The sequence below is a fragment of the Pseudarthrobacter sp. fls2-241-R2A-127 genome, assembly GCF_030209355.1.
In the GTDB taxonomy this organism is placed as follows: domain Bacteria; phylum Actinomycetota; class Actinomycetes; order Actinomycetales; family Micrococcaceae; genus Arthrobacter.
In genome coordinates, this window is sequence record NZ_JARVSF010000002.1 from 25,904 (window position 1) to 50,970 (window position 25,067).

A 25,067-nucleotide genomic window follows, 5' to 3' on the forward strand; every position below is an offset into this window, starting at 1 on the left:
TCAGCCCATTGCCGGACGCAAGAGCCCGCCCGACTTCCACCACTTTGGAGTACCAATGCCTTTTTCCGACTACACCACAGCCCTCGTCACCGGAGCGTCCACCGGCATGGGCGCCGCCATCGCCGAACGGCTCGCCAAGCGCGGACTGACCGTGCACGCGGTGGCCCGCAACGAGGAACGCCTTGCCGAACTGGCCGACCGCACGGGAGTAGTTCCGCATGTGGTGGACCTGACCGACACCGCCGCGCTGGCCGGCGTCGTGCGTGACCTCAAGGTGGACGTCCTGGTCAACTGCGCCGGGGTCTCCCGGCCGGGCAACATCCTGGACTCGTCCGAGCAGGACATCGACGAACTCATCGACGTGAACCTGCGCGGCCTGCTGCAGCTCACCCGGCTGGTGCTGCCCGGCATGGTGGAACGGGACCTGGGCCACGTGGTCAACATCAGTTCGATCGCCGGGCTCTACAACTTCTACGGCCACACCGCTTACCACGCCACCAAGGCCGCCGTGCACCAGATCTCCCGGCAGTTGCGCAACGACACGGTCGGCAAGCGCATCCGCGTCACCGAAATCTGCCCGGGCCGGGTGGAGACCGAAATCTTCGGACGCAACCTGGGCGGCAGCCCCGAGGCCATGGAAGAAGCCTGGCAGACCTATTACGAGGGCTACGAGTCCCTCACCACGGACGACATCGTCAATGCCCTTGACTACGCTATCGAAACCCCGCGGCATGTGAATGTTGGCATGCTGGAACTCATGCCCACCTTCCAGGTTCCCGGCGGACTGACCTTCGACCGCCGCGAAGCATAACGATCCGCCCGCAGCACTTTCCTCTCATCAACCGATAGGCCCTACCGATGCAGTCAGTACAGACCGTCAGTTTCCCCGAACCCCAGCTACTCGCCGACCTTTCGCCGCTTCCCGAAGGACTCCGCGGCGTCGTGTGGGACATGCAGGGGGCCCCTGACGAGGCCCACGGAAGCATCGACGGGGTCATCCTGCCGTACCTCAACGCCGGAGCCGTGCTGGGTAACCTGGGCAAAGTCCCGGACCTTAAGTTCGTGCAGACCCAGTCGACGGGGTACGACGGCGTCTGCGAGGCTGCCGGGCCGGGCGCCGCAGTGGCAAACGCCTCAGGCGTCCACGCAGCTGCCACCGCAGAGCTGGCCGTTGGCCTCATCCTTGCCAAGCTGCGGGGCATCGACCAGGCCGCCCGCGACCAGCAGGCCGAACGCTGGAACCCGCAACGCCGCCAGTCCCTGGCAGACCGGAAGGTCCTGCTGCTGGGCATCGGCGGAATCGGGAAGGAGTTGGCCCGCCGCCTGGAGCCCTTCGAAGTCACACTGACCCGGGTGGGAAGCGCGGCGCGCACGGACACGGACGGGCAGGTCCACGGGCCCGACGAACTGGTGGCCCTCGCCGCCGGCCACGACATCCTGGTCTCCGTCCTGCCACTGAACGACAACACCCACCACCTCGTAGGCCAGGAGGTCCTGGCCGCGCTGCCCGATGGCGCCCTGGTGGTCAACGTTGGCCGCGGCGCCGTGGTCAGCACCGAGGCCCTGACCCGGGAAGTGGTGTCCGGCCGCCTGCAGTGCGCCATCGACGTCGTCGATCCCGAACCGCTGCCCGCCGGCCACCCGCTCTGGTCGTCGGAGAACGCCCTCATCACACCGCATGTTGGCGGCAACGCGTCAGCCTTCGAACCACGGATCCTGAAACTCCTGAAACGGCAGCTTGAGGCCCTCGCAGCCGGCGAAACCCCGGGCAACCTGGTGCAGCAGGGACCGTTCCCACGCGGGTCCTTCACGCAGGGGCAGTCCGCGTGAGCGCGCTGTTCGACCTCACCGGCCGCGTCGCATTGGTCACCGGCTCCAGCCGCGGCATCGGCTCCTCGCTCGCCCGGGCGTTGGCCGACGCCGGTGCAACGGTTGTGTTGAACGGCGTCAGCCCGGAGCGGCTCAAGGAATCCGAAGCCGCGCTCGCCACCGACTTCCCGGCCGGCCGCATCGCCAGCATCGCGTTTGACGTCACCGACGGCGAGGCGGCAGCCCGCAGCATCGCGTGGATCGAAGAGAACGTGGGCCCGCTGGACATCCTGGTCAACAACGCCGGGATCCAGCACCGCGTCCCGCTGCTGGACCTGGACGTGGCGGACTGGGAGCGGGTCATCTCCACGGACCTCACCAGTGCGTTCCTGGTGGGCCGTGAGGCTGCGCGGCACATGATTCCGCGCGGCCGCGGCAAGATCATCAACATCTGCTCCGTGCAGACGGACCTGGCCCGCCCCACCATTGCCCCCTACGTTGCCGCCAAGGGCGGGCTGCGGAACCTCACCCGGGCCATGACGGCCGAGTGGGCCGCTTCCGGCCTGCAGATCAACGGCATCGCACCCGGGTACATCCACACCGAAATGACCCAGAACCTGGTGGACGACGAACAGTTCAATACCTGGATCCTGGGCCGCACCCCGGCCCACCGCTGGGGCACTCCGAAGGACCTGGCCGGGCCCGTGGTCTGGCTGGCCTCCAGCGGGTCAGACTTCGTGAACGGCCAAACCATCTTCATCGACGGCGGAATGACGGTGGTGGTCTGATGCCCGCGAACACACCTGTACAGGCAGGCCCCAACACGCTGCCCGCCTCCGGACCGGCCTTAGTGGCCCACGCGGCCGGGGACCTCCGGATCGACGAAGTCCCGCTGGCCCTGCCGGCGGATGACCAGGCCGTCGTCGAGGTCTTGTACGGCGGCATCTGCGGCTCGGACCTGCACTACTGGCTGCACGGCGCGGCCGGGGAATCCATCCTGAAGGCGCCCCTGGTGCTGGGCCACGAAATCTCGGGCGTGGTGGTCCGCGCCGCCGCCAACGGCCAGGGACCGCAGCCCGGAACCGCCGTCGCCGTCCACCCCGCCACCCCGGGACCCGGCGCGGCCAGGTACCCCGCGGACCGGCCCAACCTCTCGCCCGGCTGCACCTACCTGGGCAGCGCCGCCCGCGACCCGCACACCGACGGCGCCTTCAGCCGGTACGTCGCCCTGCCCGTCCGGATGCTGCGGCCTCTGCCCGAAGGCATCGACCTGCGCACGGCCGCCCTGGTCGAACCCGCGTCCGTCGCCTGGCACGCCGTCTCCCGCGCCGGGGACGTGGAGGGCAAAACAGCCTTGGTCATCGGCTCCGGCCCCATCGGTGCCCTTGCCGTCGCCGTCCTCAAACGGGCCGGCGCAGCGCACATCACCGCTGTCGACCTCCATCCCAAACCGCTGGAGATCGCCAAGGCCGTCGGCGCGGACCACGTCATCAACGCCGCAGACACTGAAGCCATCGCCGCCGTGGAGGCGGACGTGGTGATCGAATCCTCCGGCAACCACCACGGGCTGGCCTCCGCCATCCGCGGCGCGGTGCGCGGCGGCACCGTGGTGATGGTGGGGCTGCTGCCCACCGGCATGCAGCCGCTACCCATCTCGCTGGCCATCACCCGCGAGCTGGACCTCAAGGGCTCCTTCCGCTTCAACGATGAAATCGACGAGGTCGTCGCGGCGCTTGCCGACGGGTCACTGCACATCGACCCCGTCATCACGCACCAGTTCCCGCTCACCGACGCCCTGCACGCATTCGAGGTGGCCAAGGACTCCACCAGTTCCGGCAAGGTCCTCTTGAGCTTCGCCGGGAACGGGGAGTGACGGTGAGCGCCCCGTTGCCGCCCCTGGTGGTGATGGGCGTGTCCGGTTCGGGGAAATCCACCATGGGCTCCCTGCTGGGCCTGCGCCTGGACATGCCGTTCTTCGATGGCGACGATTTCCATCCGGCCGCCAACAAGCAGAGGATGGGCGCCGGCATACCGCTCACGGACGCTGACAGGGAGTCTTGGCTTGGCACGCTGGGGGAGTTGCTCGCAGGAAAGGCCGACGGCGTCACAACGGACCCGCCGATCGTCGCCTGCTCAGCGTTGAAGCGCCGGTACCGGGAGCTGCTGCGCAGCGCAGCGCCGGATGTTGTCTTCATCCACCTGACCGGAAGCGCAGACACCATTGGAGCGCGGATGGAAGCCCGCGCCCACGAGTTCATGCCGCGGACCCTGCTGGAATCCCAGTTCGCAGCCTTGGAGGAACTGGACGAAGACGAGGCCCACGTCCTGGCCGATATCACCGAGCCCCCGGAACTCCTGGTGGAATGGCTGGCCGCGCAGGTCCAGGCCTTGCCCACCCGGACGGCCTGAATCCCGGCGGAATTGCCCTTGCACAGGTGGTAGGTAGACTGGTCTACCTACCACCTGTGCAAGGAGCCCCATGCCTGCGTCCAGCCCTTCATCGACCACCCGCCGCCCCGCCCGGGAGCTGCTGCTCGCTGCCGCGGCACGGCTCTTCTACGCCAACGGCGTCGCGGCTACCGGTATCGACACCATCACCGCCGAAGCGGGGGTGGCCAAGAAGAGCCTCTACAACAACTTCGATTCCAAAGCGGACCTGGTGGCCTCGTACCTGGAAGCACGGCATGAGGAGTGGCTGGGCCTCTACCGAGCCCGACTGGAGAAGGCCTCCACCGCGGCGGAGCGGGCACTGGCGGTTTTCGACGCCTACCTGGACCACGCAAACGCCGCCTACCGCCACGGCTTCCGCGGATGCGGGCTGCTCAACGCGGCCGCCGAACTGCCCGCCGGGGATCCCGGCCGGACGGCCGTGCGGCACCATAAAGAGGAAGTGCAGGAGCTCCTGGGAATCCACGTGGCCGGTCTGCTGCCAGGAAAGGAAGAGCGTGCTGCCGGGATAGCCGCCCACCTCGCCTTCCTGCTGGAAGGTGCCATGGCCAGGGCAGGCCTGGAGGGAGGCGATGCGCCGCTGCGGCAGGCCCGTGCCATCGCCGCGGAGCTGCTGGACGCGCTGTGACCACCACTCCACGCCACCCGGCGGCGCAGCGGTGGGGAGCACTGTCAGTGGTGGCGGCGTCAGTCCTCTGGGGGACCACCGGGACGGCCGCCACCTTCGCACCGGGGGTGAGTCCCATGGCCATCGGCGCCGTGGCCATGGGGGCGGGCGGGTTGCTGCAGGCTCTGTGCGCCGCACGGCAGATCGCCAACCAACCAGGCAGCCTGTTGCTGCGGTGGCGCCTGGTGCTACTGGGGGCAGCGGCGGTGGCTGTCTATCCGCTGGCCTTCTACAGCTCGATGCACCTCTCCGGGGTCGCCGTGGGAACGGTGGTCTCCATCGGGTCGGCCCCCATCGCGGCGGCACTCATTGAACGTGCAGCGGACAAGGAGCCGCTCCGCCGCCGGTGGACAGCCGGGGCGCTGCTGGGGGTTGGCGGAGCGGCGACGCTCTCCTTCGCCGGGCACGCCCCCACGGGGTCCGAGGCGGACCCCGGCTCCTGGACCACCACCGCGGGAGTCCTCATGGGCCTGCTGGCCGGGGCCACATATGCACTGTATTCATGGGCGGCACACCGCTTGATCGGCGGGGGCGTCACCTCCCGGGCAGCCATGGGAACAGTGTTTGGCGTGGGCGGGCTCCTGCTGATGCCGGTCCTCGCCGTGACGGGCGGTCCGCTCCTGGCGTCCTGGACCACGGTGGCCGTGGGCGCCTACATGGCGGTTGTCCCGATGTTCGCCGGCTACCTGCTGTTCGGCTGGGGCCTTGCCAGGGTGGGGGCGAGCACAGCCACCGGCATCTCGCTGCTCGAAACGGTGGTGGCTGCCGTGCTGGCGGTACTGGTGGTGGGCGAGAGGCTCCCGGCGGCCGGCTGGCTTGGCGCCGGCGCAGTCCTGGCCAGCCTGTTCATCCTGGCGCCCCGGGCACGCACGGTCCCCGGCGGACAGGCGACGGCGGCATCCGCCGGGCGGCGGCCGACAGTCCCCTCAGGCGGTGGGCTGGCGCCGCCGGCTCCGGTTCAGGCCGATGGGGCCCAGCAAGAGGCAGGCGCCCAGCCCCAGCAGCAGAATTCCTAGCACCACGGAGCCAGGTGCCCGCAGGCCGGCCCCCGCCAGGATCAGCACCAGTCCGATCACCGCCACCGCCAAACCAGGGAGAAGCGCGGTGGGGAATCGGCGCGCGGGATAGCCGGACAGCAGTTCCATGGCCAGATGGGGATCGTCCGCGATCAATCCCAGTTCCAGCTCCTTGAGCAGGCGTCGCTCCTCATCGGACATTGGCATGGCAGCCCCTGTGGTTCCTGGGAGGCGGTTTTGGTTTCGACCGTAGGAGTCTTCTACCGCTTAGTCAAGAGTTTCCCGGGCGTCCCGGGCGGCGGTCACTCCAGGACGTCGTAGCGCAGCTGGTGGTCCGTCACCCGCACGCCTTTGGTGGGAACGTGCGGTACCGCTTTGTCCGGCGGCATCAAGTGTTCAACCGGGAGGTTCGCCAGCAGCACGCAATGGTCTGAAATCAGCCTGCGGTGGCAGCGCCACCATAGGGTTTCGCTGCACATAATCGCCGTCCGGGCTGCCTGCGAGCCGGCTACCAGTTCCGCAACAGCTGCCGCAAAGTCAACGCTGCGCATGTAGGCGGCATAGGCGCGGAAGGATTCGTTGCGCAGGGCCGTGTCCGGTGAATCGGGAGGCAGTTTCCGGAAGCCGCCCAGGCGCCGCTCCCAGCGGTAGGCGATGCCTGCCGCGGGCAGCCAGCCGGCCATGCGATCCTTACCGAAATGCGGAAACTTGCGGCTGCCCGGCGCAATACGGACATCCACCAACGATTCCACCCCGGCGACGCTGAGCAGCCTGGTGAAATCCTCCCGGGACGCGGTGCCGTGACCTACGGTGAACAGGGCCTTCATCGAAGCCATCATAGGCATCGGACGGCGGAGCACCGCCGGCGGAAATCAGGACGTACGACGACGGCGCCGGCCTTCCCAGAGGAATGGCACCTGGGCGTGCCGCGCAGCCGGAGTTCAGTACCGGCGTCGTAATTCAGCGAACTCGATGGACGGGACAATCGCGCCGGCATCCCGCTCCACGAAGTTGGTCCCCGGGGGGACAAGGTCGTCAATGGCGTCCAGGACCGTCTCGCCGAGTTGGACGTCCGCGGCGCGGAGGTACGCCTGGAGATGTTCCTCGCTGCGCGGGCCGATGATGACGCTGCTGATGGCGGGATGGGCCAGGGCAAAGCCGACCGCCAGGTCCACCAGGGGCATCTCCAGTTTGTCCGCCAGCCGGGCCAAGGAGTCCGCGGCGAGCAGCTTCCGTTCACTGGAGGGCCCTGAAATGTCGTACCGGCCAGGAATCGTGTGCACCCGGGTGGGCGGCTTGCCCGCGTCCAGGACAAAGCTGCCGGACAGCCATCCGCCCGCCAGCGGGCCGTACGCCAGGACGCCCAGCCCGTACTGCTGGGCGATGGGCAGCACGTCGCGTTCGTTGCCGCGGACCAGCATGGAGTAGGGAACCTGGTTGCCCAGCGGCGGAATCAGGTGGTTGGTGGTGGCCAGCCACTGCGCCTCGACCAACTGCGCCGGTGTGAACACCGAGGTGCCGTAGTAGAGGATCTTTCCCTGGCGGATGAGGTCGTTGAGGGTGGTGATGGTTTCCAGGACATCGGTGTTGTAGTCGGGCCGGTGCGCCTGGTACAGGTCGATGCGGTCCGTCTGCAGCCGGCGGAGGCTGCCCTCCACGGCCTGGGTGATCCAGCGGCGCGAGTTCCCGGAATGCGCCGGGTTGGGGCTCATCTGGCCGTGGAACTTGGTGGCCAGGAAAACATCGTCACGCCGGCCGCGCAGTGCCCGGCCAACCACCTGTTCGGATTCGCCTTGGGAATACACGTCGGCAGTGTCGATGGCCGTGATGCCGGCATCGAGCGCCGCATGAATGATGCGGGTGGCCTCCTCCGCGCCAGTGGGAGCCCCCGCCGGGCCGCCGGTCCCCTCGCCAAAATTCATGGTTCCAAGCGTGAGCGGGCTGATGGGGGTGCCTGACCGTCCGAACACCCGCAGTTCGCTAAGGCTCATCTGACCGGTTCCTCCCTGTTATTACCGCCGCGTGGATCGTCATGACGCTACACAGATTCCGCAGGCAGCCCCAGATTTCCGCCTTAGTCCTTCTCTTTTCGTCGCACGGAGTAACCGCAGGGCCAAGGATGACGTTTTGTGGCGGCGCAGGCTGTCCGCGGTCCGGGTTTCGCGCCGGCTGCGCCCTGCAATAATCTGAACCAACGGTTGTGCACTGGGGTGTCAGCTCCCGGGGCAACAGGCAGCACTGTAAGTTCGGGACCATCACAGACGAGGCGGACACCCATGACGGCTTCAGACCAGCAGCACGCAGCACGGCCCAGCATGCCCGAAGACCCTCCCGTTGCGCGGGAGCCCGTGGATCCGCTGCTCCTCCAGCAGCTGGCGGACGCACACGGCGTTGGCACATCCTTCCAGGGCTGGGACGGGCTCCCTCACGCCGTTGCCGGGACTACGCTGATCAAAGTGCTCGCCGCCCTGGGCGTGCAGGCCGATACGGACCAGCACATTGAAGCCGCCCTGGCGGAGGCGGAACTGGCGCCTTGGCGGCGGATGCTGCCGCCCGCCGTCGTCATCAAGCAGGGCGAGCCCGCCCAGGTTCCGGTCCATGTCCGGGACGGCGCCACAGCCCGGTTGACGGTCACGCTCGAAGGGGGCGCCGGCTCCCTGGACGCAGTTCAGGATGACATCTGGGTCCAGCCGCGGGACGTCGACGGCACCCCCACCGGCCGGGCCACCTTTTCACTGCCGCCGGATCTCCCTTTGGGCTGGCACACCCTGCATGCGGACTCCGAGGGCGCCACGGCCACCGCAGCCCTGGTGGTGACCCCCGCCCGGCTGGCCACGGCAAATCCGCTCGAGCAGCGCCGCGGCTGGGGACTGGCCACGCAGCTCTATTCGGTGCGGTCCAAGCGCTCGTGGGGCATTGGCGATTTCGCAGACCTGGCGGACCTGGCAGCCATCAGCGGCGAGCGCGGCGCCGACTATGTGCTGGTCAACCCGCTGCATGCGGCGGAGCCGGTGCCGCCGGTCCAGCCCTCGCCCTACTCGCCGTCCACCCGGCGGTTCTTCAACCCGCTGTACATCCGCATTGAGGCGGTTCCCGAGCTTGCCTACGTCCGGCCGCGGAAACGGGCGGCGCTGGAAAAGCTGCACGAGGAAGTCGCCGGGTTGAACAGGGACGGTGCCCGGCTGGACCGCGACGCCGTGTACGCGGCGAAGCTGCAGGCGCTGGAAATGCTCTACCACACGCGGCGCTCGCCGGCCCGGCAGGCAGCGTTCGACGAGTTCTGCCGGATCTCCGGCAGCGGACTCGATGATTTCGCGCTCTGGTCCGCCATCCGCGAGGACTTCGCGCCGGACGATCCGCTGTGGACGGACCCGGCCTTCGCCATCGGGACGCGCGAGGCGGAGGCGCTGCGGGAAAAGCTGGCGGACCGGATCGGTTTCCACCGCTGGCTGCAGTGGATCTGCGACGAACAGTTGGAAGAGGCCCAGCAGGCCGCGCTGCGCTCCGGCATGCGGCTGGGCGTGGTGCACGACCTCGCTGTGGGAGTGGACCACAGCAGTGCCGACGCATGGACGCTCCGCGGCGTGCTGGCACCGGCCACCAGCGTGGGCGCGCCGCCGGACATGTATAACCAGCAGGGCCAGGACTGGGGCCAGCCGCCATGGCACCCCACCCGGCTCGCCGAAACCGGCTACGAGCCGTTCCGCAACATGCTGGCCACCGTGCTCAGGCACGCCGGCGGTATCCGTGTTGACCACATCCTGGGCCTGTTCCGGCTGTGGTGGATCCCCGACGGCAACGCTCCGGGGGACGGCGCCTACGTCCGGTACGACCACGAAGCCCTGATCGGCATCCTCGCCCTCGAGGCCCACCGGGCCGGTGCGGTGGTCATCGGAGAGGACTTGGGCACCTTTGAACCGTGGGTGCGCGATTACCTCGCCGCCCGCGGCATCCTGGGCACGTCCATCCTGTGGTTTGAGTACGACGGCGACTCCCCGCTGGCGCCGGAAAAGTACCGTACGCAGGCACTCGCCAGCGTGAACACCCACGACCTCCCGCCCACCGCCGGCTACCTCGCCGGGGACCACGTGGCGTTGCGGAGCCGTCTTGGCCTGCTGGAGCGCTCCGAGGCGGAGGAACGCGCCGAACACAACGCTTCGCTGGAAAAGATGTTCGCCCTGCTGCGCGAACGCGGGTTCCTCACCGAGGTGGCTGCCGGTGGGCAGTCCGCTGAGGAACACACCGTCGAAGCGCTGCACCTCCTGCTGGCACAGGCGCCCTCGGTGCTGCTCGGCGTGGCCTTGGTGGATGCGGTGGGGGAGCGGCGGGTCCAGAACCAGCCTGGAACCACGGGGGCGCTGTACCCCAACTGGCAGGTTCCGCTGGGCGGCCCCGACGGCAAACCCGTCTACCTTGACGACCTTCCCGCCAACGAGCGGTTCAATGCCCTGCTCGCGGCGGTGGAGGGGGCCCTGCACGGGTCCTGAACGGTTTTCATGTGCTCAACGGACCCACGTGGCTTGCCGCTATCCGGCGGCTATGAGGGCTGTGGGTGACGGGGTGTGAAGGAGATGCAGCCTGGACCCGGGGAAGCCGGTGGCGGGGTCCAGTTCGAACGTGGCGACGTTGTCCGCCCGTTCGTGGGCTACGTGCAGCCGGTTTCCCCGGACCAGGTGGTGCCGGGGCCAGTCACCGCCGCTGGGGACGTCCCCGGTGGGGAACAGTTCCATGCCGCTCCCGGCCACAGCCAGGACGCTGATGATGTTGGAGCCGCGGACGCCGGCGTAGACGAACCTGCCCTGCGGGCCGAGGCAGATTTCGGCTGCGGAATCGCCTTCCTGGCCACCGCTTGCAGTGGCGGGTCCGCTGAATACCAGTTCGTAGGTGCCGGCCGCCGGGCGGACCACGAAAACCTCCACGGAGTATTCGGACACGATGAAGACGGCGCCGGTGTGGTGCTGGACCATGTGCCGGGGACCGCTGCCGTGGGGGAGGACCACGTGATGGTCGGCCACCAGCCCGGTTCCCGGCACGTAGTTCCAAATTCGGAGCACGTCATGACCCAGGTCGGTGGTCATGATGCGGCCGTCCTGCAGCATCAGGCTGGCGTGGGCGCGGCTTTGCCTGGGGCCGCCGGGAACCAGGCCGCCGGGAACCAGGCCGGCGTGGGGATCCACCGATGGTGCGCCGGGAAACCGCCCCGTGATGCCGCCGTCGGTATCCAATTCGTAAAGGAGGACCTGCCCGTCGCCCCAGCACGCTGCAGTGAGGAATCGCCCGGCCGGATCCACGGCAACGTGGCACGTGGCCTCGCCGGCCGGTTGGGGCTGTCCGTGCGGTTCCAATCCAAAATCGCCCCGGCGGCGGTAGGCGCGCACTTCCTGGGAATGCTCGGCAGCCGCATACACCACCGGGAGGGTTGGGTGGACTGCCACGAACGACGGCGATGGGGCCTGGACTGCCGTGCCCAGCCATTCAAGGCTCCCGTCCGGACGCACGGCCGCCGCACCGATACCGTCGGCCCGGCCGCCGGCGTCGTCGGTGTAGCTTCCGATCCAGAGAATGCTGGTGTCTGTGCCCGAGGTCATGGTTCCATCCTTCCAACACTTTGCCCCATTTCCCTGCACCGGACCGGCCGTTAGCATGGGATTTCCAGCCATGGCAGAGAGGCGTTGATATGCCGGTTCCTGACCTGAGCGCTGTTGACGGCCATCCCACCCCGGCTTTCGATCACATCGTCACCCTCCTGCGCTCTGCCGGCTGCGTTTTCGCCGAGGAGGAGGCCCGGCTGCTGTTGTCGGAAGCCGCCGGTGCTGCGGAGCTGGACCGGAATATCCGGCGGCGCGTCGCGGGTGTGCCGCTGGAATACGTGCTGGGCTGGGCGGAGTTCGCGGGCCGGCGCATTGTTGTTGAAGCGGGGGTATTTGTACCGCGTCGGCGCACGGAACTGCTGGTCAACCAGGCTGTTGCCCTGCTGTCCTCCGGCCCCGTGGGGGCAGCTCCGGTGGTCGTCGACCTGTGCTGCGGATCCGGTGCCGTTGGAGCAGGCATCGTGCAGGCGGTGCCCGGCGTGAAACTGCACGCGGCCGACATCGATGCCACTGCTGCACGGTGCGCGCTGCGAAACATCGGACCGCTTGGTGGCCGCGTTCACCGGGGCGATCTGTTTGAGGCGCTTCCCTCCGCGTTGCGCGGCAGGGTCCGGCTGCTGGCTGTCAACGCTCCCTATGTGCCAACTGAAGCCATCCGGACCATGCCGCCCGAAGCCCGGCTGTACGAACCGGTAATTTCGCTGGACGGCGGCGCGGACGGACTGGACTTCCACCGACGTGTTGCGGCCGGGTCCATCGAGTGGCTGGCGCCTGGTGGGCACGTGGTTATCGAAACGAGTGAACGCCAGGCGGCAGGGACTTCAGCCACCCTGGCTGCGGCCGGGTTCCGGACCCGGATAGTCCGTTCGGAGGAGCTGGATGCGACGGTTGTTGTAGGCCGCGCCGTGCCCGGGGCCGGGAAGGACTAAGTGCGCCGTGGCTGAAACGTGCCGCGAAAACGACGTGGCCGGGCTTAAGACAATGCTGGCCGCCGCGTCCCCCAAGGATCGCGACGGCCAGCAAAGCGATTCAGTTGTAGCACACCACCGGTCGGGCCTGCTTGTCACACGGCTGCAGAACCGGACCGAAGGCGATGGGCCAGGGGTCAGGCCTTGCCGCCTGACCCAGTTGAGGTGCCAAGGTTGGTGGTCTCCGGGTGGGTGCTGTGGGCGGGAATGTGGTCCTCGTCCAGCCCGGCCATGCCACTGGCGGGGGAGGTGCCGGCAGTGGCTGCGGACGTCCGGTTTGTGCCGGAGGTCCCGTCGCGATGCATTGCGGAGCCGATCACAGTGCCTGCCCTGCGGGCGGCTTCACCGAGCTGGTCGGCCACTTCAGGGGCCTTTTCCTTGACGGCCTCGGTGGCCACGGCGACCCTGTGCTGGACCGGCTTGCTGTCCCAAATGCCGGCCGCACGGGTCTTCAGCTTGTCGTAGGCTGCGCGGCCCGACCGTGAGCCGAGAACGTACCCAATGGCAACGCCAACACCCAAAAGAAGCTTGTTTTTCACGATGAACTCCTGCTCTCCGAGAGGGTTGTCAGTTCCGGCCGGCGCGGTGCGCGCCCGTCACCGGAGAAAATGAAAGCCGGCTTGGGGAGGGTGTCCCCAAGCCGGCTTCCTGGCTTGCCCGAGCTGTTAGCGGGCGCTGCGCCGGGTGACCATGCCGTAAATGGCAAGGACGATCAGCGAGCCGACGATCGCCAGCAGCCAGGTCTGGATGGAGAAGAACTCCTGCAGTCCACTGCCGAAGATCATTCCGCCCAGCCAGCCGCCGAGGAGCGCGCCAACAACGCCCAGGATCAGCGTGACGACCCAGCCGCCACCCTGCCTGCCCGGGAGGATCGCCTTAGCGATCGCACCAGCGATAAGTCCGAGAATCAAAAATGCAATAAATCCCATTTGTCGCTCTCTTCCTACGTAGAGGAGGCCTCCGGGTCCCGGAGGCACTTCATCCTTCTGGCTCAATAGTAATCATGCTTACTATCTATTTGCCAACCTGTTTTTGGAAAAAGAGCGCTTCAGGCAGTTTTTAGTGCCCGGTTCTATCTGAATCGTTGCCTGCGCCCGGACCCTCGTCCAGGACCGAAAGATCCGCTAGATCCTGCGGGTCCAGGACGAAATTGAACACGTCCAAATTCTCCTGCATACGCCCCGGATCAGCGGTCTTGGGAATCGTTACCAATCCGTTTTGTATGTGCCACCTCAGGACCAGTTGGCCGGGAGTTTTCCCGTGTTTTTCCGCCAGTTGCGCCAGGATGGGGGCGCCCAGCAAACCTGCGCCGGATCCGCCCAGGGGGCTGTACGATTCCGTGACAATCCCGTGCTTGGCGTGGAATTCCCGCTCAGCGGTCCGGGTAATCGCGGGACTCAGCTGGACCTGGTTGACCGCAGGCACCACGTCCGTCTCTGCCATCAGGCGCTCCAAGTGGGCCGGCTTGAAGTTGGACACCCCGATGGACCGGACCTTTCCCTCCGCCTGCAGCCGTTCAAACGTCTGCCAGGTGGAAACGTACTGGTCCCTTGCCGGCAGGGGCCAATGGATCAGCAACAGGTCCACATAGTCCACGCCCAGGCGCTTCAGCGAGCCCTCCAGCCCCGCAACGGCGCGGTCCTGGCCTTGGAATTCACCGTCGAGCTTGGTGGTGACGAACAGTTCGCCGCGGTCCAGTCCGGTTGCCCGGATGCCGTTGCCCACCCCGCGCTCGTTGCCGTACTTCACCGCGGTATCGATGTGCCGGTACCCGGCTTCCACGGCCCGTACGACGGCGGCCGCCACCTGGTCGTCGTCCAGCGGCCAGGTGCCCAAACCGAGCTGGGGGATGCTGTTGCCGTCATTGAGGGGGATGAGCGGTGCAAATGTCATGCCATCAGTCTCCCCCTTATCGGACGGATCCGGCCTTAGGCCGGGTCCCCGGCAAGTTTCCGCTTGAGGATCTTTCCACTCGGACCAAGCGGAAGCTCGGAGAGGATCCTGACCACCCGCGGGTACTTGTAGGCCGCCAGCCGTGTGCTGGCGAACTCGATCAGCTCGGATTCCGTGACGGTGGCCCCCGAGTCCAACACGATTGCGGCCGCGATCTCCTGCCCGTGCATCTCGTCCGGAATTCCGTAAACGGCGGCGCTGACCACGGAGGGGTGGGTCAACAGGACTTCCTCCACTTCGCGTGGGTAGACGTTGTAGCCGTTGCGGATGATCATGTCCTTCTTGCGGTCCACGATGGTGAGGTAGCCGTCGTCGTCCTTGGTGCCAAGGTCTCCGCTGCGGAACCAACCGTCCACCACGGCTTCCGCGGTGGCGTCCGGGCGGTTGAGGTAGCCCTTCATGAGCAGGTGTCCGCGGATCACCAGCTCGCCAAGTTCCCCGTTGGGCAGCAGTTCGATGCTTTCCACGGTCTCCGGGCGGGCGATCTCGATGTCGACGCCCCAGATAGGGACGCCGATGGTTCCCGGCCGGGGCGGGGTGCCCACATGGTTGAAAGCGGCCACCGGGGAGGTTTCGGTGAGGCCGTACCCTTCGTGGATCTCCACGCCAAAGACGTCGCGGAACCGGTCCATCACGGCCAGCGGCAGCGACGCTCCGCCGGAGATGCCGTACCGCAGGGCCGTCGGCCGGTCCGGCACTGTTTTAGCGGCTTCCAGGAGCGCCACGTACATGGTGGGCACGCCGAGGAAGATGTTCACGTCGTGCGTTGCCAGCAGCTTCAACGCGTCCGGACCGGTGAAGCGTGGCATGAGGACGATCGTGGCACCGGCGCGGAGTCCCGTGTTGAGGACAACGGTCTGGCCGAAGGTGTGGAAAAGCGGCAACCCGCCGAACAGGACGTCACCGGGCCGGAAGTCCATCACGCTGGTGAGCAGCACGCTGGTCTGTTCCACCAGGGCGAAGTGCGTGCCCAGCGCCCCCTTCGGTTTGCCGGTGGTGCCCGAGGTGTAAAGGATGGTGGCCGTATCCGAGGGGCGGCACGGTTCATAGGTGCGGATGGGTTCGGCGGCGGCTGCCTCCGCCTCCAGCCGGGGGAACCCGTCGTCGTCCGGGGCCAAGACCGTCACCACGTCCACCCCGCTGGCGGCAGCGCCCGCCGCACCCTCCGCCAGGAGCGGGGCAGCGCAGACCAGCGGCCCGGCCCCGCTGTCCTGCAGGACATATTCGATCTCGCGGCCCTTGAGCAGGGCGTGGACAGGGACAACGATGGCGCCCAGCGACAGGATGGCGTAGTACACCCGCGCGAAGTCCGGAACGTTGGGAATCAGGACGGCGACGGCGTCTCCCGGGCCCACGCCCCGCGCCTTCAATGCTCCGGCGTAGGCGCGGGTATGGTTCCACAGGTCCCGGTAGCTGACCTGGTCGTCACCGACAATGAGGGCGATGCTGTCCGGAGTGCGGTGTGCCGATTCGGCCAGGATGGCGGCGACGGAGATGGTGGCGAAGCCGTCGGCGGAGGTGGTGTTGTTCATGGCCTGCTTCTTTGGTGGGAGGGTTGCGCTGGTGGGAGGGTCACGCTTTGAGGATGAGGGCGTCGCCTTGGCCGCCGCCCCCGCAGAGGGCTACGACGCTGGTGCCTCCGCCGCGCCGTTTCAGCGCCAGCGCCTGGTGCAGCACCAGGCGGGCGCCCGAGGCGCCGACGGGGTGGCCGAGGGCAATCGCGCCGCCTTCGGCGTTCACGGTGGCGGAATCGATGCCAAGATCGTTCGCGGACTGGATCAGGACCGAGGCGAAGGCCTCGTTGATTTCCACCAGGTCAAGGTCCTGCGTGCTGAGGCCTTCGTCCTTGAGGGCGCGCTCGATGGCCCGGGCCGGCTGCGAGTGCAGGGAGCCGTCCGGTCCGGCAGTCTGGCCGTGCGCGCGGATTTCGGCGATCCATTCGAGCCCGGCGGCGATCGCGGCGGCCTTGCTGGCAATGACAAGCGCCGCCGCTCCGTCGGACAGGGGTGATGAGGAGCCTGCGGTGATGGTTGCTGCCGGGTCTTTTGAGAACGCGGGCCGGAGTTGCGCCAGGGATTCCTCGGTGGTTTCCGGCCGGATGCCCTCGTCGTGTTCAAGGGTCACGGCGGGGCCCTTGCGCTGCGGTACCTGGATCGGCGCGATTTCCTCCGCGAGCACGCCGGCGGCCCGGGCGGCTTCGGCGCGCTGGTGGGAGCGGGCGGCCACGGCGTCCTGCTCGGCACGGGTGATTCCGCGTTCGGCGTTTCCTGTATCCGTGGCCTCGCCCATCAGCTTGCCGCTCACCGGGTCCTGGAGCCCGTCGTGGTTCAGGGAGTCGAGCATGGGAGCATCGCCGATGACGACGCCTGCGCGAAGCCCGGGGACCAGGTGCGGTGCGTTGGTCATCGACTCCTGGCCTGCGGCGACAATAAAGTCGGCTTCGCCGGTGCGGATCATCCTGGCGGCATCAATGACCGCAGTGAGCCCGGACAGGCAGAGCTTGTTGATGGTGATGGTGGGAACGTCCCAGCCGATGCCGGCGGCCAGGCTGGCCTGCCGTGCGGGGCCCTGGCCTGCGCCGGCCTGGATCACCTGCCCCACGATGACGGCATCGATTTGTTCCGGTGCCACGCCGCTCCGTTCCAGCGCTGCCCGGATGGCGTGGGCGCCAAGCTGGCTCGAGGAGAAAGGCGTGAGGCCGCCGCGGAACCTGCCGAAGGGGGTCCGGGCGCCGCCGAGGATGACGGGGATGTTGGCGTTCTGGTTCAAGAACAGTCCTTTCGGGCAGACGGGTTGCGGAGCCAGGGGCACGGGTCAGGCGAAGGCGGAGACGCCTGTGATGCCGCGGCCGATGATCAGCGCCTGCACGGTTTCGGTGCCTTCATACGTATGGATTGCTTCGATATCCGCCAGGTGCCGGGCCACCCGGTTGGCCAGCAGGATGCCGTTGCCGCCCAGGAGGTCGCGGGCATTGGAGGCGATGCCGCGGGCCGTCCGGGTGCAGGTGTACTTGACCAGCGAGGCCTGCTCCGGGGTCAGCGTTCCGGCTTCGTCGAGCCGGGTCATCTGGACCACCATCAGCTGCATGGTGGCCAGTTCGCTCAGCATCCGCGCGAGGCGCTCCTGGATGATCTGAGACGCGGCCAGCGGGCGGCCGAACTGCTGGCGCTGCCGGGCGTACTGGACGGCAGTTTCGTAGCATGCGGTGGCATGTCCGACGGCGGACCAGGCCACGCCCAGGCGGGTCGCCAACAGGACGCGGGCGGTGTCCTTGAAGGTGCGTGCGCCGGGCAGGACGTTTGCTTCGGGCACGAAGACGTTCTCCAGCCGGATGTGGGCCTGCCAGATGGCGCGAAGGGCCAGCTTGCCCTCGATCTTGGTGGCGGCGTAGCCGGGGGAGTCCTGCGGGACCAGGTAGCCGTGGACCTGGCCGTCCTCGCCGCGCGCCCAGACAACGCTGACGCCGCCGATGGAACCGTTGCCGATCCACTTCTTTTCGCCGTTGAGCAGGAAACCGCCGTCAGTACGGGTTGCCGTGGTTTCCAGCGCCACGGAGTCGGATCCATGGGTGGGCTCGGTGAGGGCAAAGGCTGCGTACTCGGTACCGCGGGCTATCGCCGGCAGCCAGCGCTCCTTCTGTGAATCGGATCCGCACTCCGCAACGGACCGCAGTGCAAGGCCGCCCTGGACCGCGATCATGGTGGCCACGGATCCGTCCCCGCGGCTGATTTCCATGTTCACCAGTCCCGCGGCCATGCTGCTCATCGGCTCGAAGCCGTTGACGGTGATGCCGTCGCGGAGCAGGTCCAGTTCGCCGAGGCGGTGGAGCAGGTGCAGCGGGTATTCGCCGCGTTCCCAGTACCCGTCGATGACGGGGAGGACTTCTTCCTGGACGAAGCGGCGGGCGCGGTCCCAGTACTTCCGGTCTTCGGCATCGATACCGGTGAAAACGGAGGCAGGATCGGTGCCGAGCGCCTCGGTGAGGAGGTAGTCGGGTTCCATCGTTCCGGCCGGGAACTCCGGCGCACCTCCGGTGATGGTGGGCGCGGGGCTGGGCGACGTCGTCGTCATGTCTGCATCCTCTGGTTCAGCGGCGGCCGCGGGCCGCCCGGGTGATGTGGCTCACGCCGCATCGACTAAGAATGCACTGAAACGCAGTTCCACGTCAAGAAACTCCGTATCAATTGCTTCGGGCGTTTCAGGGCAGTGCATCGCGGACCGCCTGGGCGATGGCGTCCTTGTCCGCCGGACCGGCGAGCACGGTGACGACGACGGTGGCCGCCTTGTGATCGCTGGCGGCGGCAGGGGCGGCAGCACCGAGGAGGGCGGGCCGGAACGTTTCGGCCAGGGCTGAGAGTTCACTGGCCAAGGCTGCCGCCCGCGCCCTGTCCGGCGGCCCGGATTCCCCGGGGACGGCGGAGGCGCGAAGCCACTGCCGGAGAAAAGCATTGTGTACGGCCACCACCGCTGCGGCGAAGGCGACGGCCGTGTACTCGTGGCGGCCGTCCTTGGGCAGGTTCTCCTTGAGGTACCGCAGGAAAGCCCGCTCATACCGGTGGGAGGTGACCAGCTCGCGGTCCCGGAGGGCCGGCACCGCCTGGAGGAGCCCGTACCGGGCCAGCGACGTTGCGCGGTTCTGCAGGTGGTGGTCGAACACCAGCAGCGCCGCATCCGCCACGGCGGCCAGCGGCTCCAGCCGCGAATCCGCCAGCCGGTCGTTGACCTGCAGCAGGATGCGCTCGTGGTCGGCGAAGACCACATCCTCCTTGGACCCGAACCTGCGGAAGAATGTGCTGCGGCTCATGCCCGAGGCCTCCGCCAGTTCCTCAACAGACGTTGCATCGAAACCCTGTTTGGCCAGGAGGTCGATAGCGGCGGCAACGGGCCCGTCGGCAGGATGGCTGGGAGGGGGCGAGGTCATGCGCCGAAATCTAGCACAGCAGCAATGTGGCCGGCCTGCCGCGGGATGCTGCGGCAGGCCGGCCACGCCGGCGGGGACGGATCAGGCGCCTTGCCGGGCCCAGCTGATGAGCTTGTCCGAAAGCTGCATATAGGCCTCGTTGACCTGCTGCAGCTCCGGGTGGGCGTCGTGCCACTGGATAATTTCCCGGGCGCCGTCCGCAAACGGGATTGTGGCCGCGAAATCCGGGACCAGGGATTTGATCTTGGTGTTGTCGAAGACCACCGAATGGGACCGGTCACCCAGCAGGTTGGAACCCAGTTCCTCGTCGTGCGCGGCGATGGTTTCGGACGCCACATGCACCAGTTCCGGTTCACGGACGCCGGCCGCCCGGGCGAACAGCTGGTAGATCTGGTTCCAGGGCAGGTACTCGTCCGAGGTGATGGTGTAGCTCTCGCCCACCGCCTGTGGCCTTCCCAGCAGCCCGGTAAACGCCTTGGCGAAGTCCTTGCTGTGCGTGAGCGTCCACAGCGAGGTGCCGTCACCGTGGACCATGACCGGAAGGCCGTTGCGCATGCGGTGGATGTCCGTCCAGCCGCCCACCATGGCGATCTTGGTGCGGTCATAGGTGTGCGACGGCCGGACGACGGTCACTGGAAAGTCATCCTCCCGGTAGGCCCGGAACAACAGCTCCTCGCACGCAATCTTGTCCCGGGAGTACTGCCAGAAGGGATTCTTCAACGGCGTGGACTCCAGGATGGGCAGCCTGGTGGGCGGCTTCTGGTAGGCCGAGGCGGAGCTGATGAAGACATACTGCCCCACCCGGTCCCGGAACAGGTCCATGCTGGTTCGCGCCTGGTCCGAGGTGTAGGCGATGAAGTCCGCCACGGCGTCGAACTCCCTGCCGCCCAGCACCTTCCGGACGGCGTCAGCATCTCGGACGTCCGCATGGAGCACTTCAGCGCCGTCCGGAACCGGCCTGGTGGATTGGCCCCGGTTGAGGATGGTCAGCCGGTGGCCCAGCGCGACGGCGTGTTCTGCCGCCGCCGCGCTGATGACCCCGGTGCCGCCAACGAAGAGGATGTTCCGTGGCGCCACCGTTCCGGCGGCAAGCGGAGTTACCACGCGTAGTCTTCCGGTGCCGTGCGGTGGCCCGGGAAGATGTCGTCAAGCCGCTTGAGCGCGTCTGCGTCGAGTGTGACGTCCAGGGCGCGGATGGCGGCATCGAGTTGTTCCTGCGTACGAGGTCCCACGATCGGGGCGGTCACGGCTGGCTGGTGCAGCAGCCAGGCAAGGGCCACGTCGCCGGGCTCGTGGCCCAGTTCGTCCGCGAAGTCCTCATACTGGCGGATCTGGTCTTCATGCTTCTTCAGCGTCTCGGCGGCGCGTCCTTCGGTGCGGCGGACGCCCTGGCGCTCCTTCTTAAGAACGCCGCCCAGCAAGCCGCCCTGGAGCGGCGACCAGGGGATCAGGCCCAGGCCGTACTGCTGCGCCGCCGGGATGACCTCCAGCTCCACCTGCCGCGTGAACAGGTTGTAGATGGACTGTTCGCTGACCAGCCCGGTGTAATTCCGCCGCCGTGCCGCTTCCTGGGCCTGCGCGATGTGCCAGCCGGCGAAGTTGCTGCTGCCGGAGTACAGGATCTTCCCCTGCTGCACCGCCACTTCGATGGCCTGCCAGATCTCGTCCCAAGGTGTGTCCCGGTCGATGTGGTGGAACTGGTACACATCGATGTAGTCCGTCTGCAACCGCTTGAGGCTCGCATCCAAGGCCCGGCGGATGTTCAAGGCCGACAGCTTGGACTCGTTGGGCCGGTCCGTCATGGTGCCGTAGAGCTTGGTGGCGAGGACGGTGCGTTCGCGGCGCTCGCCGCCCTTGGCGAACCAGCGCCCAATGATTTCCTCGGTCCAGCCGCGGTGGTCGGCCCCGCCGTACACATTGGCGGTGTCGAAGAAGTTGATGCCGGACTCGTGGGCGGAGTCCATGATGCTGTGGGCGTCCGCTTCCTCCGTCTGCGGCCCGAAGTTCATGGTGCCAAGGCAGAGGCGGGAAACTTTCAGGCCTGAGCGGCCCAACTGGGTGTACTGCATGGAAGATCCTTTCGAGGGTTGGGCCTGTCCGCCCGACGATGGGGCGTGCCGCCCGGTGGTTGGGCTTGCCGGAACCTACATCTGGGTGAAGGCGGCGACGGCGGGATCGGAACCGATGCGGGCACCGGATTCCAGCGCCGTGATGGCCGCAAGTTCTTCGGTGGAGAGGGTGAGGGAGGACGCCGCAAAATTTTCCCGGATCCGCCCTGGGTTGGCTGACTTGGGGATGACGATGTTGCCCTGGGCCAGGTGCCAGGCGAGAACCACCTGGGCGGTGGTGGCATCGTGGGCGTGGGCGATCGCTGTGACGGCATTTCCGTTCAGGTCCCCGCCCTGGCCAAGCGGACTGTACGCCTCGACCGCGATTCCCAGGTCCCGGCACTTTGCGGCGAGGTCCGCCTGCTGGTAGCTGGGGTGCAGTTCGATCTGGTTGACGGCGGGCACGGTTTCGGCCGACTCCAGCAGGGTGTCGAGGTGGTCGGACAGGAAATTAGAGACTCCGATGGCGCGGATTTCCTTGTTCTGGTACAGGCGCTCCATCTCCTTCCATGCCTGGGCGAACAGTCCCTGCGAGGGGACGGGCCAGTGGATGAGGTAAAGGTCGATGAAGTCCAGCCCCAGCGCTTTGCGGCTGTTCTGGAAGGCTTCCTGTGCCCGGCCCTGCTCGCCGTTGCGCAGCTTGGTGGTGACGAAGATTTCCTCGCGCGGGATGCCGGTGGCGGCCAGTGCAGCTCCTACCCCGGCCTCGTTGCGGTAGGCGGCCGCGGTATCGATGTGGCGGTAGCCGGCTTGGAGGGCGTCCTCCACGGTGCGTTGGGTGTCTTCCGGCGGGACCTGGAAAACGCCGAAGCCAAGTTGCGGGATGGTGACGCCGTTGATGAGTGTCAGCTCTGACATGGGTGTGCTCCTAAGACGGTGGTGATGCGTGGATCGGTGCCGGCTGCTCGACGAAGAAAGCGGTTTCCGCTGGCTCACTCCTGAGCCTATGCACTTTTGCCGGACAAGTCAGCAGGCAAAGCTGTTCCTGTTTTTCCTAGGATTCCCAGTCCTACCTTGCAGGTGGAGCGCGGCACCCTTCACGGGCAGAATGGTGTGCATGGGTCAAAGCGCCGAGTTCGGAAAATTCCTCAAAGCCATGCGGTCCCGGCTGAGTCCGGAGGTGGCGGGCACGGGCCCGAGCACCGGCGCGCGCCGGGTTCCGGGCCTGCGGCGGGAGGAAGTGGCGCGGTTGGCCGGGGTCAGCACCGACTATTACGTCCGGCTGGAGCAGGGCCGCAACATCCACCCCTCACGCACCGTGCTGGACGCTGTGGCCAGGGCGCTGCGGCTGGACAGCAGCGAGCACGCGCACATGCTGGACCTGCTGGAGAACTGTGCCGGCGGTCCACGCGAGGCCGGCGCCGCCGCCGCGCAGGGGGTGCGGCCCGCACTCCGGCAGCTCCTGGACGCGGTAGGGGAGGTGCCCGCCATGGTGCTGGGCCGGCGAAGCGATGTCCTGGCAGGCAACCGGATGGCATTCCTGTTGTTCACCGATTTTCCGGCATTGCCTGCGGCGGAGCGGAACCTCACCCGCTGGACCATCCTGGACCCCTCGGCCAGGGAGCTGTTCAGGGACTGGAAGACAGTGGCTGCCGAAGCTGCCGGATCCCTTCGGCTGGACGTGGGGCGGCACCCCAACGATCCGCAAGCCAACCACCTGGTGGGTGAGCTTGCCGTGAACAGCGAGCATTTCCGCCAATGGTGGGCCGGGCACCGGGTGGCGACGAGGTCGGCGGGTACCGTCCGGCTGCACCATCCCGAGGTGGGCGACCTGGAACTGAACTTCGAGAACCTGGTCCTGCCGGAGGACCCCGACCAAATGCTCCGGGTGTATTCCGCACGGCCGGGATCGCCGTCGTCGGACGCGTTGGCGCTGCTGGGCAGCCTGGGTGCCGCCGGCACCGTTGCCGCACGCGAAACGGGCGGCGCGCGGGACGCGGCCACGGTGGCCGACGGCGGCCCGGCGGACTGATCGCCGCCGCCTGGACGCCGCTACTGTACATTCGTCCAGCGAATGGCGTCGATTCTGGCCAGCCGCCCATTGGTCTGCGGCCGGCCATTTCCTAGGGTGGAAGGACAAGCTTCCCGCCCCTTTTTAGTCACCCCAGGATGGTCTCAACGATGAAACGCATCGCACTGCTGAAGGAACGCCACGCTTTCGCCGGCGCAACGTCAACAGCCACGGGTTCGCACTGCCCGGCCTCCGGCCTGTGGAGCCCTGAATCCGATTCCCGCACCGTCCTGTCCTTCTTCGAGGGCCAGGTCTTCCCCGCGTTCGACGGCGTCGCAACCGTCTGGCGGCGCCGCAGCCCGGGCACGGCGAACTAGGGCGCCAACGGAGTAGGCGACAATCTAAAACCGGGAGGTCGTGAAGCCATCGCTTCACGACCTCCCGGCGTTAAAGACTGGGTGTTCAGTTGTCTTCCAGGCGGAAGCCGAGCTTGATGGTCACCTGCCAGTCGGCCACCTTGCCCTCCTCCAGGTGTCCGCGGATTTCCTTCACCTCAAACCAGTCGAGGTTCCGGAGGGTCTGGGAGGCTTTGGCGATGCCGTTCCGGACGGCGTCGTCCACGCCCTCGGTGGAGGTGCCGACAATTTCAGAAATGCTGTACGTGTGGTTGGACAACTTCGCTCCTCGTGATCATCGTTGCTCCCGGTTGCGGGCCGTCCCTGAAGCCTAGTGGCACTCCGAGAGCGTTGACCAGAGGGGGTGGCCCCCTACAGCGTCGCGGACTATTTGGCGGGCAGGACCAGGCTCCGCAGGTCGTCCAGCGTCTGCTGCATGTGGGCGTCCATGGCCGTGCGGGATCGGACCGGATCGCGGGATTCCAGGGCCTCGGCGATGTTCTGGTGGTGCCCGATGGCGTGTTCCTGGATCGCCGGAACCGCCGATGTCTCGGCCCGGCGCTTCTCCAGGACGCGGTGCAGCGGTTCGAACAGGACCGAGACGAAGACGTTGCCCGAGGCCCGCAGGATGACGTCGTGGAAGCCGAGATCGGCCTCAACGAATGCGTCGACGTCGTTGATGCTGTTGGCCGCCTTCATGGCGGAAACGTAGGCAAACAGGGAGGCGATGTCCTCCTCCGAGATGCGTCCGGCGGCAAGTTCGCAGGCCCCGGTTTCCAGCATCCGGCGGAGCTCGATGAGCTGGATGGAGGCGTCGGCGTCGTTCTTGCCCTCGGATGCTGCCCGCAGCACCGCTTCCAGCGATGTCCAGCGGCTCAGGGGGTTCACGAACGTTCCCCTGCCGCGTTCGACGCTGAGGATCTGTTGGGCCTGGAGCGTCTTCATGGCCTCGCGGACCGTCATCCGGCTGACTTCGTGGCGGGCGCTGAGTTCCAGTTCGCCCGGAACCGTGGCGCCGGGCGGGAACTCGCCTTCGATGATGCGGTCCAGCAGCTCATCGGCCACGATGCCGACCAGCGATTTCCTTGCCATGGTTCCCCCGCTTCCTGCTTCGGGCCAACGCCCGGCGGATATGTCAGACAAGTCTACTTGCGCGTCTTTATGCCGTGTGCCACACTAGCATTCAAATGCAAGATGTCAGACATCTTACAGTTACCTTTTACACCAGTATCCGGGTCCC

At 67.4% G+C, this 25,067-nt stretch carries 27 protein-coding genes; 11 read left to right on the forward strand and 16 right to left on the reverse strand.

Features of this window, described 5'->3' with window-relative positions:
• The first annotated feature begins 55 nt into the window (after positions 1-55).
• The 7 genes from QRN53_RS00135 (at position 56) to QRN53_RS00165 (ending at position 5,940) form a co-directional block, all read left to right on the forward strand.
• A complete protein-coding gene (locus QRN53_RS00135; protein WP_285242007.1) occupies positions 56-811 on the forward strand; it encodes an SDR family oxidoreductase in 756 nt (251 codons plus the stop codon).
• Between the two features lie 47 nt (positions 812-858).
• A complete protein-coding gene (locus tag QRN53_RS00140; RefSeq protein ID WP_285242008.1) occupies positions 859-1,830 on the forward strand; it encodes a 2-hydroxyacid dehydrogenase in 972 nt (323 codons plus the stop codon).
• Complete coding sequence (locus QRN53_RS00145; RefSeq protein ID WP_285242009.1) at positions 1,827-2,597, forward strand: SDR family oxidoreductase; 771 nt, start codon at positions 1,827-1,829, stop codon at positions 2,595-2,597. The genes QRN53_RS00140 and QRN53_RS00145 overlap by 4 nt, the downstream gene beginning before the upstream one ends.
• Positions 2,597-3,682, forward strand: coding sequence for an L-idonate 5-dehydrogenase (locus QRN53_RS00150; protein ID WP_285242010.1), 1,086 nt, complete (start codon positions 2,597-2,599; stop codon positions 3,680-3,682). The genes QRN53_RS00145 and QRN53_RS00150 overlap by 1 nt, the downstream gene beginning before the upstream one ends.
• Positions 3,683-3,684: 2 nt before the next feature.
• Positions 3,685-4,218: a gluconokinase gene (locus tag QRN53_RS00155; RefSeq protein WP_285242011.1), complete on the forward strand. Its 534-nt coding sequence runs from the start codon at positions 3,685-3,687 to the stop codon at positions 4,216-4,218.
• Between the two features lie 70 nt (positions 4,219-4,288).
• Positions 4,289-4,885 (forward strand): TetR/AcrR family transcriptional regulator, encoded by a 597-nt coding sequence (locus QRN53_RS00160; protein ID WP_285242012.1) that lies wholly within the window; start codon positions 4,289-4,291, stop codon positions 4,883-4,885.
• Positions 4,882-5,940 carry a DMT family transporter gene (locus QRN53_RS00165; RefSeq protein WP_285242013.1) on the forward strand — a complete coding sequence of 353 codons (1,059 nt, stop codon included), beginning with the start codon at positions 4,882-4,884 and terminating at the stop codon, positions 5,938-5,940. Before QRN53_RS00160 ends, QRN53_RS00165 begins: the two co-directional genes overlap by 4 nt.
• Here QRN53_RS00165 and QRN53_RS00170 read toward each other — a convergent pair.
• The 3 genes from QRN53_RS00170 to QRN53_RS00180 form a co-directional block, all read right to left on the reverse strand.
• Positions 5,851-6,147 carry a DUF3040 domain-containing protein gene (locus QRN53_RS00170; protein WP_285242014.1) on the reverse strand — a complete coding sequence of 99 codons (297 nt, stop codon included), beginning with the start codon at positions 6,145-6,147 and terminating at the stop codon, positions 5,851-5,853. The genes QRN53_RS00165 and QRN53_RS00170 overlap by 90 nt on opposite strands.
• A gap of 95 nt (positions 6,148-6,242) precedes the next feature.
• Positions 6,243-6,767, reverse strand: a complete 525-nt coding sequence (locus tag QRN53_RS00175) for a DUF488 domain-containing protein (RefSeq protein ID WP_285242015.1) — start codon at positions 6,765-6,767, stop codon at positions 6,243-6,245.
• 114 nt (positions 6,768-6,881) lie between these two features.
• Entirely contained in the window at positions 6,882-7,931 is a 1,050-nt protein-coding gene (locus QRN53_RS00180) for an aldo/keto reductase (protein ID WP_285242016.1), read from the reverse strand.
• Positions 7,932-8,216: 285 nt separating this feature from the next.
• Between QRN53_RS00180 and malQ the strand changes: the two genes are divergently transcribed.
• Positions 8,217-10,427: a 4-alpha-glucanotransferase gene (gene malQ / locus QRN53_RS00185; RefSeq protein ID WP_285242017.1), complete on the forward strand. Its 2,211-nt coding sequence runs from the start codon at positions 8,217-8,219 to the stop codon at positions 10,425-10,427.
• Positions 10,428-10,466: 39 nt separating this feature from the next.
• Here malQ and QRN53_RS00190 read toward each other — a convergent pair whose 3' ends face one another.
• The gene (locus QRN53_RS00190; RefSeq protein ID WP_285242018.1) at positions 10,467-11,528 is read right to left on the reverse strand and encodes a lactonase family protein; all 1,062 of its coding nucleotides are present in this window, start codon (positions 11,526-11,528) and stop codon (positions 10,467-10,469) included.
• 89 nt (positions 11,529-11,617) lie between these two features.
• Here QRN53_RS00190 and QRN53_RS00195 point away from each other — a divergent pair, with 89 nt between their 5' ends.
• Positions 11,618-12,460: a putative protein N(5)-glutamine methyltransferase gene (locus tag QRN53_RS00195; protein ID WP_285242019.1), complete on the forward strand. Its 843-nt coding sequence runs from the start codon at positions 11,618-11,620 to the stop codon at positions 12,458-12,460.
• A 176-nt stretch (positions 12,461-12,636) separates the two neighbouring features.
• Here the strand turns inward: QRN53_RS00195 and QRN53_RS00200 are convergent, their stop codons facing one another.
• From QRN53_RS00200 to QRN53_RS00245, 10 genes are all read right to left on the reverse strand, one after another.
• Positions 12,637-13,038, reverse strand: a complete 402-nt coding sequence (locus QRN53_RS00200) for a YtxH domain-containing protein (protein ID WP_285242020.1) — start codon at positions 13,036-13,038, stop codon at positions 12,637-12,639.
• Between the two features lie 126 nt (positions 13,039-13,164).
• Entirely contained in the window at positions 13,165-13,428 is a 264-nt protein-coding gene (locus tag QRN53_RS00205) for a GlsB/YeaQ/YmgE family stress response membrane protein (RefSeq protein ID WP_018763745.1), read from the reverse strand.
• A 130-nt stretch (positions 13,429-13,558) separates the two neighbouring features.
• Entirely contained in the window at positions 13,559-14,392 is an 834-nt protein-coding gene (locus tag QRN53_RS00210; RefSeq protein ID WP_285242021.1) for an aldo/keto reductase, read from the reverse strand.
• Positions 14,393-14,427: 35 nt separating this feature from the next.
• Positions 14,428-15,984: a long-chain-fatty-acid--CoA ligase gene (locus QRN53_RS00215; RefSeq protein ID WP_285242022.1), complete on the reverse strand. Its 1,557-nt coding sequence runs from the start codon at positions 15,982-15,984 to the stop codon at positions 14,428-14,430.
• Positions 15,985-16,024: 40 nt separating this feature from the next.
• A complete protein-coding gene (locus QRN53_RS00220) occupies positions 16,025-17,221 on the reverse strand; it encodes an acetyl-CoA C-acetyltransferase (RefSeq protein ID WP_285242023.1) in 1,197 nt (398 codons plus the stop codon).
• Positions 17,222-17,266: 45 nt separating this feature from the next.
• On the reverse strand, positions 17,267-18,523 hold the full coding sequence (locus tag QRN53_RS00225) for an acyl-CoA dehydrogenase family protein (protein ID WP_285242024.1): 1,257 nt from the start codon (positions 18,521-18,523) through the stop codon (positions 17,267-17,269).
• Between the two features lie 127 nt (positions 18,524-18,650).
• Positions 18,651-19,373 (reverse strand): TetR/AcrR family transcriptional regulator, encoded by a 723-nt coding sequence (locus QRN53_RS00230; protein ID WP_285242025.1) that lies wholly within the window; start codon positions 19,371-19,373, stop codon positions 18,651-18,653.
• A gap of 81 nt (positions 19,374-19,454) precedes the next feature.
• Positions 19,455-20,477, reverse strand: coding sequence for an NAD-dependent epimerase/dehydratase family protein (locus QRN53_RS00235; protein ID WP_285242026.1), 1,023 nt, complete (start codon positions 20,475-20,477; stop codon positions 19,455-19,457).
• Complete coding sequence (locus QRN53_RS00240; protein ID WP_285242027.1) at positions 20,471-21,442, reverse strand: aldo/keto reductase; 972 nt, start codon at positions 21,440-21,442, stop codon at positions 20,471-20,473. Before QRN53_RS00240 ends, QRN53_RS00235 begins: the two co-directional genes overlap by 7 nt.
• Positions 21,443-21,517: 75 nt before the next feature.
• Entirely contained in the window at positions 21,518-22,339 is an 822-nt protein-coding gene (locus tag QRN53_RS00245) for an aldo/keto reductase (RefSeq protein ID WP_285242028.1), read from the reverse strand.
• Positions 22,340-22,538: 199 nt separating this feature from the next.
• On the opposite strand from QRN53_RS00245, the gene QRN53_RS00250 reads away from it, so the two are divergent.
• Positions 22,539-23,453, forward strand: a complete 915-nt coding sequence (locus QRN53_RS00250; protein ID WP_285242029.1) for a helix-turn-helix domain-containing protein — start codon at positions 22,539-22,541, stop codon at positions 23,451-23,453.
• Positions 23,454-23,602: 149 nt separating this feature from the next.
• Complete coding sequence (locus tag QRN53_RS00255; RefSeq protein WP_285242030.1) at positions 23,603-23,809, forward strand: hypothetical protein; 207 nt, start codon at positions 23,603-23,605, stop codon at positions 23,807-23,809.
• Positions 23,810-23,894: 85 nt separating this feature from the next.
• Here QRN53_RS00255 and QRN53_RS00260 read toward each other — a convergent pair whose 3' ends face one another.
• Both QRN53_RS00260 and QRN53_RS00265 read right to left on the reverse strand, forming a co-directional pair.
• Positions 23,895-24,107 (reverse strand): dodecin, encoded by a 213-nt coding sequence (locus QRN53_RS00260; protein WP_285242031.1) that lies wholly within the window; start codon positions 24,105-24,107, stop codon positions 23,895-23,897.
• A 107-nt stretch (positions 24,108-24,214) separates the two neighbouring features.
• A complete protein-coding gene (locus QRN53_RS00265) occupies positions 24,215-24,919 on the reverse strand; it encodes a FadR/GntR family transcriptional regulator (protein WP_285242032.1) in 705 nt (234 codons plus the stop codon).
• Between the last annotated feature and the right edge of the window lie 148 nt (positions 24,920-25,067).

Excerpts from the sequence above, each read along its gene's own strand:
- QRN53_RS00215 (WP_285242022.1), bottom strand. The coding sequence starts at position 15,984 with ATGAACAACACCACCTCCGCCGACGGCTTCGCCACCATCTCCGTCGCC.
- QRN53_RS00265 (WP_285242032.1), bottom strand. The coding sequence starts at position 24,919 with ATGGCAAGGAAATCGCTGGTCGGCATCGTGGCCGATGAGCTGCTGGAC.
- malQ (WP_285242017.1), top strand. The coding sequence starts at position 8,217 with ATGACGGCTTCAGACCAGCAGCACGCAGCACGGCCCAGCATGCCCGAA.
- QRN53_RS00135 (WP_285242007.1), top strand. The coding sequence starts at position 56 with ATGCCTTTTTCCGACTACACCACAGCCCTCGTCACCGGAGCGTCCACC.
- QRN53_RS00240 (WP_285242027.1), bottom strand. The coding sequence starts at position 21,442 with ATGCAGTACACCCAGTTGGGCCGCTCAGGCCTGAAAGTTTCCCGCCTC.
- QRN53_RS00180 (WP_285242016.1), bottom strand. The coding sequence starts at position 7,931 with ATGAGCCTTAGCGAACTGCGGGTGTTCGGACGGTCAGGCACCCCCATC.
- QRN53_RS00150 (WP_285242010.1), top strand. The coding sequence starts at position 2,597 with ATGCCCGCGAACACACCTGTACAGGCAGGCCCCAACACGCTGCCCGCC.
- QRN53_RS00230 (WP_285242025.1), bottom strand. The coding sequence starts at position 19,373 with ATGACCTCGCCCCCTCCCAGCCATCCTGCCGACGGGCCCGTTGCCGCC.
- QRN53_RS00195 (WP_285242019.1), top strand. The coding sequence starts at position 11,618 with ATGCCGGTTCCTGACCTGAGCGCTGTTGACGGCCATCCCACCCCGGCT.
- QRN53_RS00160 (WP_285242012.1), top strand. The coding sequence starts at position 4,289 with ATGCCTGCGTCCAGCCCTTCATCGACCACCCGCCGCCCCGCCCGGGAG.
- QRN53_RS00175 (WP_285242015.1), bottom strand. The coding sequence starts at position 6,767 with ATGAAGGCCCTGTTCACCGTAGGTCACGGCACCGCGTCCCGGGAGGAT.
- QRN53_RS00190 (WP_285242018.1), bottom strand. The coding sequence starts at position 11,528 with ATGACCTCGGGCACAGACACCAGCATTCTCTGGATCGGAAGCTACACC.
- QRN53_RS00250 (WP_285242029.1), top strand. The coding sequence starts at position 22,539 with ATGGGTCAAAGCGCCGAGTTCGGAAAATTCCTCAAAGCCATGCGGTCC.
- QRN53_RS00205 (WP_018763745.1), bottom strand. The coding sequence starts at position 13,428 with ATGGGATTTATTGCATTTTTGATTCTCGGACTTATCGCTGGTGCGATC.
- QRN53_RS00170 (WP_285242014.1), bottom strand. The coding sequence starts at position 6,147 with ATGCCAATGTCCGATGAGGAGCGACGCCTGCTCAAGGAGCTGGAACTG.
- QRN53_RS00245 (WP_285242028.1), bottom strand. The coding sequence starts at position 22,339 with ATGTCAGAGCTGACACTCATCAACGGCGTCACCATCCCGCAACTTGGC.
- QRN53_RS00225 (WP_285242024.1), bottom strand. The coding sequence starts at position 18,523 with ATGACGACGACGTCGCCCAGCCCCGCGCCCACCATCACCGGAGGTGCG.
- QRN53_RS00210 (WP_285242021.1), bottom strand. The coding sequence starts at position 14,392 with ATGACATTTGCACCGCTCATCCCCCTCAATGACGGCAACAGCATCCCC.
- QRN53_RS00255 (WP_285242030.1), top strand. The coding sequence starts at position 23,603 with ATGAAACGCATCGCACTGCTGAAGGAACGCCACGCTTTCGCCGGCGCA.
- QRN53_RS00140 (WP_285242008.1), top strand. The coding sequence starts at position 859 with ATGCAGTCAGTACAGACCGTCAGTTTCCCCGAACCCCAGCTACTCGCC.